Annotated in this window: 15 protein-coding genes; 9 read left to right on the top strand and 6 right to left on the bottom strand. The window is 60.5% G+C overall.

Annotated features, from left to right (window positions below):
• Window positions 1-3: 3 nt before the first annotated feature.
• Both NIT7645_RS11770 and NIT7645_RS11775 read left to right on the top strand, forming a co-directional pair.
• Window positions 4-138, top strand: coding sequence for an aa3-type cytochrome c oxidase subunit IV (locus NIT7645_RS11770; RefSeq protein WP_008562087.1), 135 nt, complete (start codon window positions 4-6; stop codon window positions 136-138).
• Between the two features lie 46 nt (window positions 139-184).
• Window positions 185-817, top strand: a complete 633-nt coding sequence (locus tag NIT7645_RS11775; RefSeq protein ID WP_008559722.1) for a hypothetical protein — start codon at window positions 185-187, stop codon at window positions 815-817.
• Window positions 818-911: 94 nt separating this feature from the next.
• On the opposite strand, the gene NIT7645_RS11780 is transcribed toward NIT7645_RS11775, so the two are convergent.
• Both NIT7645_RS11780 and NIT7645_RS11785 read right to left on the bottom strand, forming a co-directional pair.
• The gene (locus tag NIT7645_RS11780) at window positions 912-1244 is read right to left on the bottom strand and encodes an AzlD domain-containing protein (RefSeq protein ID WP_008561718.1); all 333 of its coding nucleotides are present in this window, start codon (window positions 1242-1244) and stop codon (window positions 912-914) included.
• Window positions 1241-1966 (bottom strand): AzlC family ABC transporter permease, encoded by a 726-nt coding sequence (locus tag NIT7645_RS11785; protein WP_008559956.1) that lies wholly within the window; start codon window positions 1964-1966, stop codon window positions 1241-1243. Before NIT7645_RS11785 ends, NIT7645_RS11780 begins: the two co-directional genes overlap by 4 nt.
• A gap of 64 nt (window positions 1967-2030) precedes the next feature.
• Here NIT7645_RS11785 and fdhD point away from each other — a divergent pair, with 64 nt between their 5' ends.
• From fdhD to NIT7645_RS11810, 5 genes are all read left to right on the top strand, one after another.
• Window positions 2031-2927 carry a formate dehydrogenase accessory sulfurtransferase FdhD gene (fdhD, locus tag NIT7645_RS11790; protein WP_173644465.1) on the top strand — a complete coding sequence of 299 codons (897 nt, stop codon included), beginning with the start codon at window positions 2031-2033 and terminating at the stop codon, window positions 2925-2927.
• A gap of 109 nt (window positions 2928-3036) precedes the next feature.
• Window positions 3037-3303: a hypothetical protein gene (locus NIT7645_RS11795; RefSeq protein ID WP_037302575.1), complete on the top strand. Its 267-nt coding sequence runs from the start codon at window positions 3037-3039 to the stop codon at window positions 3301-3303.
• Window positions 3300-3938: a molybdenum cofactor guanylyltransferase MobA gene (gene mobA, locus NIT7645_RS11800; RefSeq protein WP_050687186.1), complete on the top strand. Its 639-nt coding sequence runs from the start codon at window positions 3300-3302 to the stop codon at window positions 3936-3938. Before NIT7645_RS11795 ends, mobA begins: the two co-directional genes overlap by 4 nt.
• Complete coding sequence (mobB, locus tag NIT7645_RS11805) at window positions 3935-4426, top strand: molybdopterin-guanine dinucleotide biosynthesis protein B (protein ID WP_008561127.1); 492 nt, start codon at window positions 3935-3937, stop codon at window positions 4424-4426. The genes mobA and mobB overlap by 4 nt, the downstream gene beginning before the upstream one ends.
• On the top strand, window positions 4423-6567 hold the full coding sequence (locus NIT7645_RS11810; protein ID WP_050687188.1) for a molybdenum cofactor synthesis domain-containing protein: 2145 nt from the start codon (window positions 4423-4425) through the stop codon (window positions 6565-6567). The genes mobB and NIT7645_RS11810 overlap by 4 nt, the downstream gene beginning before the upstream one ends.
• 12 nt (window positions 6568-6579) lie before the next feature.
• On the opposite strand, the gene NIT7645_RS11815 is transcribed toward NIT7645_RS11810, so the two are convergent.
• The 4 genes from NIT7645_RS11815 to NIT7645_RS11830 all read right to left on the bottom strand — a co-directional run bounded on the left by NIT7645_RS11815 (window position 6580) and on the right by NIT7645_RS11830 (window position 9086).
• Complete coding sequence (locus NIT7645_RS11815) at window positions 6580-7608, bottom strand: hypothetical protein (protein ID WP_008559860.1); 1029 nt, start codon at window positions 7606-7608, stop codon at window positions 6580-6582.
• 78 nt (window positions 7609-7686) lie between these two features.
• Window positions 7687-8157, bottom strand: coding sequence for a transcription elongation factor GreA (gene greA / locus NIT7645_RS11820; protein WP_008561504.1), 471 nt, complete (start codon window positions 8155-8157; stop codon window positions 7687-7689).
• A 316-nt stretch (window positions 8158-8473) separates the two neighbouring features.
• Entirely contained in the window at window positions 8474-8713 is a 240-nt protein-coding gene (locus NIT7645_RS11825) for a hypothetical protein (protein WP_037302574.1), read from the bottom strand.
• Window positions 8703-9086, bottom strand: a complete 384-nt coding sequence (locus NIT7645_RS11830) for a VOC family protein (RefSeq protein ID WP_008559832.1) — start codon at window positions 9084-9086, stop codon at window positions 8703-8705. The genes NIT7645_RS11825 and NIT7645_RS11830 overlap by 11 nt, the downstream gene beginning before the upstream one ends.
• A gap of 144 nt (window positions 9087-9230) precedes the next feature.
• On the opposite strand from NIT7645_RS11830, the gene soxR reads away from it, so the two are divergent.
• Entirely contained in the window at window positions 9231-9725 is a 495-nt protein-coding gene (soxR, locus tag NIT7645_RS11835; protein WP_008560882.1) for a redox-sensitive transcriptional activator SoxR, read from the top strand.
• Between the two features lie 158 nt (window positions 9726-9883).
• Window positions 9884-11530: an electron transfer flavoprotein-ubiquinone oxidoreductase gene (locus NIT7645_RS11840; RefSeq protein ID WP_008562818.1), complete on the top strand. Its 1647-nt coding sequence runs from the start codon at window positions 9884-9886 to the stop codon at window positions 11528-11530.
• The last annotated feature ends 31 nt before the right edge of the window (window positions 11531-11561 follow it).

Below are 11561 nucleotides of genomic sequence, written 5' to 3' on the forward strand. Positions count from 1 at the left end.
CACATGGCTGAACACAAGCACGGTTCGATGGACATCACTGTTCAGGAAAAGACCTATGAAGGCTTCCTGAAATTCACCACGCGCTTCTGCATTGCAGTGGCGATCTTTACCGTATTCCTGGCGATCTTCGCGACCTGATCGCGTGGCCGGTTCGGATCGCCTGGGGCGTCTGGGGGCCCGGTCTGTGGCTGGCCTGACGCGCACCACTGCAGCGGTGCTGCTGTGTGGTGCGCTGGTGGCCTGTGCCGCGCCGCAACAGCCCAACGCAGATGATGCCACGTTGCAGAGAGTGGCCTATCGTCACGACGGCCCGCCGTCGCTGACGCTTTATACCATGATCAACAACCGCACGGGTCAGGGCGCGCATACCTCCCTGATGGTGAATGCCTCTGAGCGGGTGATTTTCGATCCTGCCGGATCTTTCTATGCTGATGTGGTGCCGGAGCGTGATGATGTCCTTTACGGGATCACGCCTGCGGTTGAACGTGCCTATCGCGGGTCACATGCGCGCAGCACCCATCACGTCGTTGTTCAAACCGTTGAGGTCAGCCCGGAGCAAGCGCAGCTCGCCTATCAACTGGTGACGCGCAACGGCCGTGTTGCGGGGGCGTTCTGCTCGAATGCGACCTCGTCTGTTCTGGCGCAGATTCCGGGGTTCGAGTCGATCGAGACCACGTTTTATCCCGGCAAACTATCCGAACAGTTTGCAGCCCTTCCGGGTGTTTCCACCCAAGTTTACCGCGAAAATGACAGCGCGGACCTGAAAGAAGGGTTGGAAAAGAACAATGCGCTTTTGAATGCAGGCGCTGGCAGCTGACCGTCCCGCCCGAAGAAGCATGATGGTGAGATGCTTGAAATGACAAAGCCGCAGGTCGTCCTGCGGCTTTTGTTTTGCGTTATGCGTCGCAACGTCAATGAAACAGGAACAGCAGGAGAAACCCACAGGCGCCCGCCCCCATCGCGATCAGGACATTGCGGGTCAGATAGCCGAGCGCAAAAACCGCCACTGCGACCGCGACATGCGGCAGGCTGGGGGTGCCACCAGTGGGGGTGGGCCAGGCAACGAGCGGGGCGACCAATGCGGGAATGATCGCAACCGCCGTATAACGCAGATGCCGCATCAGCCAGGCAGGCATCGTGCGCCCGCCCATGAGCCCGATGAATGCAAAACGCAGGGCAAAACTGCCGACAGCCAGTCCGATGATGATGGTCCACAGCAGCGTGGGGTCAGGGGCCTGTGTCATGCTGCGTCCTTTCCTGTCTTGCGCTGTTCAATCCAGAGTTCGGCCTGTGCCCCTGCCATCATGCCGACCATACCCGCAACGATCAGGCCGAGGTTGTAGGGCAGGGCGGTCGCGGGCAACGCGGTCGCGACGGCGGCAAAGCAGGCGACCACATGCGCAGGTGTGCGCAGCATCGGGCCGACCATCGCCAGAAACGCCAGTGGCAGCACAAAGTCGAGGCCCCAGCTGTCAGGCACCTGTGCGCCCAGAAGTGCGCCAATGAATGTTGCCGCCATCCAGCCGGGCGCGACGCAGCCGTTGGTGCCGAAGAAATACGCCAGCCGCTGTGACAGGGTCATCTGCGGGTTGTTTTCGAACTGAACAATCGACAGGGCATAGGATTGGTCAACCGTCAGATAGGCGGCGCAGGCGCGTTGCCAAAGCGGGGCCTCTCCCAAATAGGGGGTGAGGGATGCGGAATACATCGCCACCCGCAGGTTCACCGCGAGCGCTGAGACCAGAATGATGAGTGTCGGCGTGTTTTCCTGCATCAGCTGGAGGGCCGTGAACTGGGCCGAACCGGCAAAGACAGAGAGCGAAAACACCAGCGCCTCGGGGACAATCAGTCCTGCTTCGGCGGCCAGAACGCCAAACAGGAGCCCAAATGGTCCCGACACCAACAGGAAGGGCGCGCCGTCGCGAAACCCCTTCCAAAATGCCGATTTCGTGGTGGTGATTGCCATGATCTGGTCCTAGGTTGTTCCCAATTGGCATAGGCCTGTGGGTGGAGGTTTGCAATTGGCGATGATGGATGAAAACGCAGATCAGGCTGCGGTTGTGGCCGAGTATCTGATCGCGCCGAACCCAACAAACGCACGGCTGACCCGGCGGGTCAAAGGTCTTGATCACACCGGTGCGGTGGCTGAAATTTCCGTGGTCGAAGAGCGCCCGCTGACCATCTATCTGAACCGACAGGAAATCGTCACGGCGATGACGATTGGGGATTATCCGGAGTATCTTGCTCTTGGCTTTCTGCGCAATCAGGGCATGCTGCGCGCTGACGACGTGATCACCGGTATCGACTATGACGAAGAGCTGGAAACGGTAGTGGTGCGCACCGAGATCGAAACGTCCTATGAAGAGAAGCTCCAGAAAAAGACGCGGACGTCGGGCTGCGCGGTCGGCACTGTCTTTGGTGACATGATGGAGGGGCTGGAGGATGTGCGCCTGCCTGAGGTGGAGGTGAAGACCTCCTGGCTTTATGCGCTGGCGCACAAGATCAACCGCACGCCGTCGCTGTACCTGGAGGCGGGCGCCATTCATGGCACCGTGCTGTGTCAGCAAGATCGACCGCTGGTCTACATGGAGGACGTGGGCCGCCACAATGCGGTGGACAAGATTGCAGGCTGGATCCAGAGCACCGGCGCGGATGTGTCGGATAAAATCCTCTACACGACGGGGCGGCTTACATCCGAAATGGTGATCAAGACCGCGATGATGGGGATCCCGGTTCTGGCGTCCCGTTCAGGCTTTACCGCGTGGGGCGTGGAAATCGCGCAGGAAGTGGGCCTGACGCTCATCGGGCGGATGCGCGGCCAGCGTTTCGTCTGTCTTGCGGGGGAGGAACGGCTGGTGCGCGACATGGACCCCAAGGACGCGCCGGTTGAGGACAAGAAACACCGGCGGAAGAGTGCGGGAACATGACTGGTTCAATAAACCAAAGGGCAGAGCCGTTCCGCGGGCGGAAGCGAAGCGCCCGCCCATGGGGGCGGACGGGCGCTGCCCGGCATTTTGCCGGACGCAGGGGCATTGAATGAGCGACCACGCACGCAGCCCGCTTGACCTGGCGCTAATGGTCTTTGGATCATTCTTCGTCCTGAGTGTTCTGGCCTTCTGGGCCATGTTCCGCTTTGGGGGACCGGTCGCGGCGGAGTTCGGGGTTTCTGTCATGGGCAGATCGGTATCACGGAAAGTTATCTTGAGCGGGGTGTCCGACGTCTCTGATGCGCTGCAAGGAATAGTGCAGCGATGCAGATGGCTGTTCGTTGGAGCCTATGCCTGTGAAGGAGGCCACAAATGACCCAACCCCTCGGCGTAATCCTCGCAGGCGGTCTCGCCACCCGGATGGGCGGCGGCGACAAGGGGCGGCTTCAGGTTGGGGGCGAAAGCCTGCTGGCCCGTGTGGTCGACCGGATCGCACCCCAGGTCGCAGGTCTCGCGCTAAACGCCAATGGCGACCCACAGCGGTTTGATGATCTTGGCCTGCCGGTCATTGCCGATACGATTGACGGATTTGCTGGTCCTCTGGCGGGGGTTCTGGCAGGTCTCGACTGGGCCGCTGAGCAGGGGGCGTCGTCCATCGTTACTGTTGCGGCTGACACGCCATTCTTTCCGCAGGATCTGGCAGAGCGGCTGCTGGCTGCGGCTGAGGGGCAGCGTTATCCGTTGGTGCTGGCGACCACTCCGCGCACAAGCGAAGAGGCGCTGAAATCGGGCGGGGGGCGTCGTGTAAATCGGCACCCGACGTTCGGGCTTTGGCCTGTGGAGCTGCGCGAGGATCTGCGGGGCGCGCTGCAGAACGGCTTGCGCAAGGTGGTGCTATGGACCGATCAGCACGGTGGTCGCGAGGCGCTGTTTGAGGCAGAGCCGTTTGATCCGTTTTTCAATGTGAACACGCCAGAGGATCTGGCCCGTGCCGAGGCATTGCTGAAATGAAGATTTACGGTGTCACCGGTTGGAAAAACTGCGGCAAGACCGGATTGATGGAGCGGCTCGTCGCCGAGTTCTGCGAGCGGGGCCTGTCGGTGTCGACGTTGAAACATGCCCACCACAGCACCGATGTCGACCACCCCGGAACCGACAGTTTTCGCCATCGCACGGCGGGGGCGTCCGAGGTGATATTGGCCTCTCCCAACAGGGTTGCGATCATGCAAGAGCTGCGTGGCGCGCCCGAGCCATCGTTTGAGTCGTTGCTGGCGCGACTGCGACCCGTGGATCTGGTGCTGGTCGAGGGGTTCAAGCGAGAGGCCCACCCCAAGATCGAAGCCCACCGGCAAGAAGCAGGTCAGCCGCTCATTGCGCCGAAGGACACCAGTATCCGTGCCGTCGCGAGCGATAGCCCGCTGGAGCTGGACCGACCGGTTTTTGATCTGGACGATACGGCAGCAATTGCGGATTTCATCGCGCAGGAACTGGAGCTTTGACAGTGTTTGATACGGTCCTCATCGCCGATTGGTCTGCGGCGACGCGAAAGCCTGTGAAGGAAAGCAAGGATGCGATCTGGCTTGGCGTTGCGCGTGCGGGCCTTGCGGTGGAGCAGGTCTACTGTCGTACCCGGCTTGAAGCCGAGGCCTGGTTGGACATGTTCTTTGCATCTGAACGTTCTGCGGGCAGAAAGGTCCTGGCGGGGTTTGATTTCCCCTTTGGCTACCCCAAGGGATTTGCAAGGCAGCTGACGGGACAGGATGACCCATTTGCGGTTTGGCAGTGGGTGTCGCAGCGCATTACAGATGACGAGAAGGGGCAGAATAACCGCTTTGCTGTGGCATCCGAAATCAACCGCGCCTTTCCGGGTGCGGGGCCTCTTTGGGGGAAGCCGAGCGAAGACTCCTGGCCAGAAATTCCCTATCGCAAGTCCGGGATCATCTATGACCTCGTGGCAGAGCGGCGCAAAACGGATCTCGTTGCCAAGGCCGCGTCTTCCTGTTTTCAGTTGTTCTTCAACCCGACGGTTGGAAGCCAGCTCCTGATGGGGTTGCCGACGCTTGAGCGGTTGCGCAAGCGCCATCAGGCCGCTGTCTGGCCGTTTCAGGACATTGACGGCGCGCAACTGGTTTTTGCCGAGGTTTGGCCGGGATTGATCGAGGGGGCGGTAAAGCAGGCGCTTGCGAACGGTGCGGCGGAAGAAATCCGCGACAAGGTGCAGGTCAGGCTTTTGTCGCAGGCCTTGTCGGGCTTGGATGAACGGGCGTTTTCCACCCTTTTCGACGCGCCCAGTTCCGAGGCCAAGGAAGAAGCATGGATCCTTGGCGCTGGGTGTGGTCAGCTCCTGGATCGGCAGGCCCGTCTGGCAACAACAGAGGCAGACATGACCCTAGCACCGCCGCCCTTGCGAAATGATTGTTTCGCCCTGCCTGCGGGTGTGGATTGGACGCCTGTGGATGACGCGCTCGCTCATCTCAGGGATCGGTTGCATCCTGTCACGGCGGTTGAAACCCTGCCGCTTTCCTTGGCTTTGGGACGGGTGCTGGCGGAAGATGTCGTCGCGCGGCGGTCCAATCCACCGCAACCGAATACCGCGGTGGATGGATACGGATTTGCCGGGCCTGCCGCGGACGGGGCGCAAGTCTTGCCGCTGGTCGCTGGTCGCGCGGCTGCTGGGCTAACCTACGACCATGCTGTGCCTGCGGGATATGCGATCCGTATTCTGACGGGGGCTGCCCTGCCAGAAGGGGTGGACACGGTCATTCTCGAAGAAGATGTGACCTGTGATGGTGCGAAAATCGCGTTCAACGGGCCGCTGAAACAAGGGGCCAACACGCGCAAGGCCGGTGAGGACGCAGCAGAGGGCGATGTGATCCTGAGCAAGGGCCGCGTTGTCACCCCTGCGGACCTGGCGCTGGCCTCGGCGACGGGTGTCTCACATCTTGCGGTCCGCAAACCCCTGCGCGTTGGTGTGCTGTCGACGGGTGATGAGCTGGTCGAGCCGGGAGAGCCTGCCGCTGCCGGGCAGATCTTTGACGCGAACCGGCCCATGCTGCTGGCCTTGCTGGCGACAATGGGATTCGAGCCCATTGATCTCGGCAAAGCAGAGGACGACCGGGCAGTGTTGCGGGGGCATCTGGACGCTGCGGCGGAACGTGTTGATGTGATCCTCACCAGCGGCGGGGCTTCTGCGGGGGATGAAGACCACATGTCGGCCATCCTGCGCGAGCATGGCGCAATGGAGCAGTGGCGTATCGCACTGAAACCGGGGCGGCCTCTGGCCCTTGGGATGTGGCAGGGAACGCCGGTCTTTGGCCTGCCTGGCAATCCGGTTGCTGCTATGGTTTGCACGCTGATCTTTGCCCGTCCCGCAATGGGGCTCATGGCTGGGGCGGACTGGCAGGTGCCGCAAGGATTTGAGCTGCCAGCCGCGTTCAGCAAGCGCAAGAAACCGGGGCGGCGCGAGTATCTGCGCGCGCGCCTGCGCGACGGTCAGGTCGAGGTGTTCAAATCCGAAGGATCGGGTCGCGTCAGTTCACTCAGCTGGGCCGAAGGGCTGGTCGAGTTGCCTGATGGGGCGGTTGATATCACGCCTGGAACACCCGTTCGGTTTATTCCCTATGCGAGCTTTGGCATGTAGCGCAGCAGCAGGCTAGTCAAAGGTTCCGGCAACCCGGCCCAGAAGCATGAACGCACGTGCTGTGCGTGTTTCGCCCAAGGCCGAGATATCGGCATCTGTTGCCTCTTCCTCGAAATTGGCAAGCATCTGGTCGAACCGTCGCAGGAAATGATGCGCGGCATCGCGGAAGATCGGATCCTGTTTCATGCGCGCATTGGTCAGCGCCAGAGAGCTGCGATCACGCACGCCGCCAAGAGCCGCCACGGCGCGCCCGCGGGTGCCTTGGGCAAATTGGCGCCAGATTTCCGGGCGAGCCATGTCAGGACGCAGGTCATCCATATAGATGCCGTCTTGGCTGAGCAGGGTCAGAACATCCTGTGCCGCTTGGATGACCTGTGCGGCCTTTCGGTCCTGAAGTGCGAGGCGCAGGGCTGCAAAGCCCTCTTCGTCCTCGGCTGTTTCAGGGAAGTTCAGAGCGCGGATCAGCTGGGCAGAGGGCAGCGGGGCCGCTATATCCTCTGCCGTGGTGCCGAGCGCCAACAGCCCCTGATCGGTTGCTTCGCTGCTGTCGTTGGGGCGCATCGCCATGCCCGGGATCGGACGGTCGCGTCGGCTGGTTTGGAATGTGGCGAGCGCGGTTTCCGTCTTGCGGGTCGCGGCAGCGATTTCCTCCAGCTTTTGGGTGACCGAAGGTTCGGCGACAGAGGCCGCTTGCTGGGCGTGGGTGATATAGGTCTTTCGCATCCCGTCGATTGCGGCATGCAGGCGCTGGGATTCATCGCGCATCACCTGAGATGAGCGTAGCGCCACAGCGCCGACCCAGATCAACAAGGCGGGCAGCAGGATGGCGGAGGCCAGAAGCACATGATCGGACCAGCTGGCTGGTTCCTGCGCAGGCGTCTGGCTATCGCCGCCAAGCACGTAGATCGCAACAACCACGAGGAACCAGATCGCGCTGATGCCGATGGCAGCCGCCTCGATCCCGCCGATAACCGGCCGATCCGGTGGGCTCTCAAGAGCACTGGTTGGCGGCGGTGCAGAGGTGGCGTTGGAACGGGTCATAACGGTTGCTCGGAAACGGGCCAGATGAAATGTGCTGATGCCCGATGCTGGTGTCGGGCATCAACGGGTGTAGACGCCTTAGGCGTAGACGATCGTCAGGATCTCGTAAGAACGTTCCCCGCCCGGGGTGCGGACCTCGACGCTGTCGCCTTCTTCCTTGCCGATCAAGGCACGGGCGATAGGGGATTTGATGTTGAGAAGACCGGCTTCGATATTGGCTTCATGCTCTCCAACAATCTGCCAGGTTTTTTCTTCGTCGGTGTCTTCGTCAACCACAGTCACCTTGGCGCCGAATTTGATCGATCCGCTCAGTTTTGCCGGGTTGATGACATCTGCGAGCGACAGGATGCCTTCCAGCTCCTTGATGCGGCCTTCGATGAAGGACTGCTTTTCGCGCGCAGAATGGTATTCAGCGTTCTCGGACAAATCGCCCAGCTCTCGGGCTTCGGCGATGGCCTGGATGATGGCGGGGCGTTCCACCGACTTCAGGTTTTTCAGCTCTGCTTCAAGGGCGGCGTGACCCGTGGGGGTCATCGGGATCTTTTCCATGTCTGTGTCCAGAATAGCGTGTCAGGTTTTGCCAGCATCCCTGGCGGTTCGCGTCTATAGGAAAACCGGTTGTCCCACCGCCGTGACGGCAGCAGGACAAACCGGTTGTGTCCCAAATACCTGACCTAATCTGGCGGTCGATTGCAAGGGGGCCAGAGGCACTGTCCACAGCGTTTTCGCTTAGGCCGGCGGAAATCGCCTCATTTCTGCACCGACTTACGGTCTGCCCCCAGCTGTCGGGCATGGTGTCAGCCGTGGTTGTGGCAGGGCGAAAACCTGCCGCCCTGACCGTTGGTGTGTGCCGGATGTCGTGGGCCTAGCCATGCGGTGGGACGGGTCTGCGGCCCGTCCAGCCGTGGCGCGAAACCCGTGGTCGCGGATCAAACCGGCGCAGCGTGGCAAACATCTTGCCAAGCGATGCAGCAATCGGCTGCCGGACGCGAAGCGCCTTGATATGGCTGTTGGACTGCAGATGCGTGCCGGACTGGGTCTGTTCGATGCGAAAGGGCAGAACGCGGCGGGGGCGACTGCTGTGCCAGAGAAGATCAAGCATCATATTCCACCACCTCAAATTCGATGTTGTCGCGGTCGCGGAAATAGAACCGGCGACCCGGCTCATAATCGTGATGCTCACCGGGAGTGAAACCGGCCGCGCGCACACGTGTCTCGACCGCATCCAGATCATCCACCACAACGGCAATGTGATTGAGCCCACCGTTTACACCATAGCTGGTTGGGGCCTTTGCCAGTGGCTCTGGCGGGCAGTAGAGGGCCAGGTAGCTGTCGGCTTCGCCTACGTGCAGGCTGTAGCCGCCGTTGATTGCCTCCCCCTGCCAGCGGATGGTCCAGCCAAACACATCCTGCATCCAGGCTGCGGTGGCTTTTGGCGAGGTCACAGTGATGTTTGCGTGTTCAAGACGTACAGTCATATCAGGCTCCGATGCTTGTCAGTTTGGATCGATTGCCTGTAGGCTAATTTCTCAACCTAACTTGAGATCAAGCATTTTCTTGAGCGCCAGGTGAATAGGGAATAGACGTTATATTACAGATCTTTAGTAGAGCGGGAGGCTGTCATGGCGAAATCAGCAGGTGTGTCGATCGGCTATCTGGCAGAGCGAACCGGGCTCGCAGTGTCGGCAATTCGCTACTACGAGGCGCAGGGGCTGGTTGAGCCCTGGCGCAATGCAGGTGGACAGCGGCGGTTCCATCGCGCCGACCTGCGGCGGCTGAGTTTTGTCATGGTTGCACAAAAGTTTGGCTTCTCGCTGCCAGAGATCCACGGTTTTCTCAAAAGTCTGCCGGGTGGGCGGACGCCGACAAAGGCCGATTGGGCACGCCTGTCTGAGCAGTTTCGCGATCATCTGAATGCCCGAATCGAGACGCTGGAGCGTCTGCGGGACAATCTTGATGGCTGCATCGGCTGCGGTTGCCTGTCTCTGCCCAATTGCAAGTTGTACAATCCCGACGATGCGGTAGCCCAAAACGGGCAGGGGCCACGGTATTTGATGGGGGATCGGCCGTCGGATTTGACCAAAGACGGGAACAGAACGCCAAATGACGATATTTGACGCACCATTTGTCGCAATTGAGGTTTCTAGATCACCGTAACGTAGAGTTTGGATTGACCAGAACCTCTGCCACCCGCTAAGCAACCGCGAAAGAAAATTACGCCAAGGACGCACAGCCCGCATGGGTTGGTCCTGAGCCACAGCCTAAGGAGCCTTCTATGGCCGAGATTGAACGCGAAGCAATGGAATACGACGTTGTGATCGTTGGGGCAGGCCCGGCTGGTCTGTCTGCTGCGATCCGACTGAAGCAACTGGACAGCGACCTGCAGGTTGTGGTGCTGGAAAAAGGGTCCGAAGTGGGCGCGCACATCCTGTCAGGGGCAGTGCTTGACCCATGTGGTCTGGATGCGCTGATCCCTGACTGGAAGGAAAAAGGCGCACCGCTGAACGTGCCGGTCAAGGACGACAATTTCTACATGCTGGGTGAAGCGGGTCAGATCCGCATCCCGAATTTCCCCATGCCGCCGCTGATGAACAACCACGGCAACTATATTGTCTCTATGGGCAATGTCTGCCGTTGGATGGCAGAGCAGGCGGAAGAGCTGGGTGTCGAGATCTTCCCCGGCATGGCCTGTTCCGAGCTGGTTTACGGCGACAACGGTGAAGTCAAAGGCGTGGTTGCCGGTGTCTTCGGCCTGGAGGCTGATGGCTCCTACGGTCCCAACACCGAGCCGGGGATGGAGCTGCATGGCAAATACGTGTTCCTCTCCGAGGGGGTGCGCGGTTCGCTGTCCAAGGAAGTGATCGCCAAATACGGCCTGTCTGATGGCAAGGAGCCGCAGAAATACGGCGTTGGCATGAAAGAGATCTGGGAGATCGATCCAGCCAAGCACAAAGAGGGGTCTGTTACCCACACCATGGGCTGGCCGCTTGGCTCCAATGCTGGCGGTGGCTCGTTCATCTACCACCTGGACAACAATCAGGTTTATGTCGGCTTTGTGGTTCACCTGAACTACAAGAACCCGCATCTCTATCCCTACATGGAGTTCCAGCGCTTCAAGCATCACCCGATGGTGGCAGAGCTGCTGAAGGGTGGCAAACGCGTCGCTTATGGCGCCCGTGCGATCACCGAAGGCGGTTATCAGTCCATGCCCAAGCTGGTGGCGCCAGGCGTCGCGCTTCTGGGGTGTTCTGCGGGTATGGTCAACGTGCCGCGCATCAAGGGCAACCACAACGCCATGCTGTCCGGTAAAGCCGCCGCGGAAGCGGCCTTTGACGCCATCAAGGCAGAGCGTTCGGGCGACGAGCTGGCCGCCTACGAAGTCAGCGTGCGCGACGGTGCGATTGGCGCGGACCTCAAGAAGGTGCGCAATGTCAAACCGATGTGGTCCAAGTGGGGGCTGACTGCGTCTCTGATGCTGGGTGGTCTGGATATGTGGACCAACACATTTGGTTTTTCCCTGTTCGGAACGATTGGTCACGGCAAGAACGATGCTGAGGCGACCGAGCCTGCAGATCAGCACAAACCGATCGACTACCCCAAGCCCGATGGTGTCCTGTCCTTTGACCGCCTGACCAACGTGGCATTTGCGGCCACCAACCACGAGGAAAGCCAGCCCTGCCACCTGCGCCTTGGCAATCAGGATACACCGATTCAGGTGAACCTGCCGAAATACGCGGAACCGGCGCAGCGCTATTGCCCGGCGGGTGTGTATGAAGTGGTCGAAAAAGACGGCAAACCAGAGTTTGTGGTCAACTTCCAGAACTGCGTTCACTGCAAGACCTGCGACATCAAGGATCCGTCGCAGAACATCACCTGGACGACGCCCCAAGGTGGTGACGGGCCAAACTACCCGAACATGTGATCGCCGCGCGAATGGTTTCGGCAAGGAATTG

It is taken from the genome of Phaeobacter italicus (assembly GCF_001258055.1).
Taxonomy (GTDB): domain Bacteria; phylum Pseudomonadota; class Alphaproteobacteria; order Rhodobacterales; family Rhodobacteraceae; genus Phaeobacter; species Phaeobacter italicus.

Bases quoted from the DNA above. Each gene is read 5' to 3' on its own strand.
- NIT7645_RS11825 (WP_037302574.1), bottom strand. From the start codon at position 8,713: ATGATGCTTGATCTTCTCTGGCACAGCAGTCGCCCCCGCCGCGTTCTG.
- NIT7645_RS11830 (WP_008559832.1), bottom strand. From the start codon at position 9,086: ATGACTGTACGTCTTGAACACGCAAACATCACTGTGACCTCGCCAAAA.
- NIT7645_RS11795 (WP_037302575.1), top strand. From the start codon at position 3,037: ATGAGCGACCACGCACGCAGCCCGCTTGACCTGGCGCTAATGGTCTTT.
- NIT7645_RS11780 (WP_008561718.1), bottom strand. From the start codon at position 1,244: ATGACACAGGCCCCTGACCCCACGCTGCTGTGGACCATCATCATCGGA.
- NIT7645_RS11785 (WP_008559956.1), bottom strand. From the start codon at position 1,966: ATGGCAATCACCACCACGAAATCGGCATTTTGGAAGGGGTTTCGCGAC.
- fdhD (WP_173644465.1), top strand. From the start codon at position 2,031: ATGGATGAAAACGCAGATCAGGCTGCGGTTGTGGCCGAGTATCTGATC.
- mobA (WP_050687186.1), top strand. From the start codon at position 3,300: ATGACCCAACCCCTCGGCGTAATCCTCGCAGGCGGTCTCGCCACCCGG.
- NIT7645_RS11840 (WP_008562818.1), top strand. From the start codon at position 9,884: ATGGCCGAGATTGAACGCGAAGCAATGGAATACGACGTTGTGATCGTT.
- soxR (WP_008560882.1), top strand. From the start codon at position 9,231: ATGGCGAAATCAGCAGGTGTGTCGATCGGCTATCTGGCAGAGCGAACC.
- greA (WP_008561504.1), bottom strand. From the start codon at position 8,157: ATGGAAAAGATCCCGATGACCCCCACGGGTCACGCCGCCCTTGAAGCA.
- mobB (WP_008561127.1), top strand. From the start codon at position 3,935: ATGAAGATTTACGGTGTCACCGGTTGGAAAAACTGCGGCAAGACCGGA.
- NIT7645_RS11770 (WP_008562087.1), top strand. From the start codon at position 4: ATGGCTGAACACAAGCACGGTTCGATGGACATCACTGTTCAGGAAAAG.
- NIT7645_RS11815 (WP_008559860.1), bottom strand. From the start codon at position 7,608: ATGACCCGTTCCAACGCCACCTCTGCACCGCCGCCAACCAGTGCTCTT.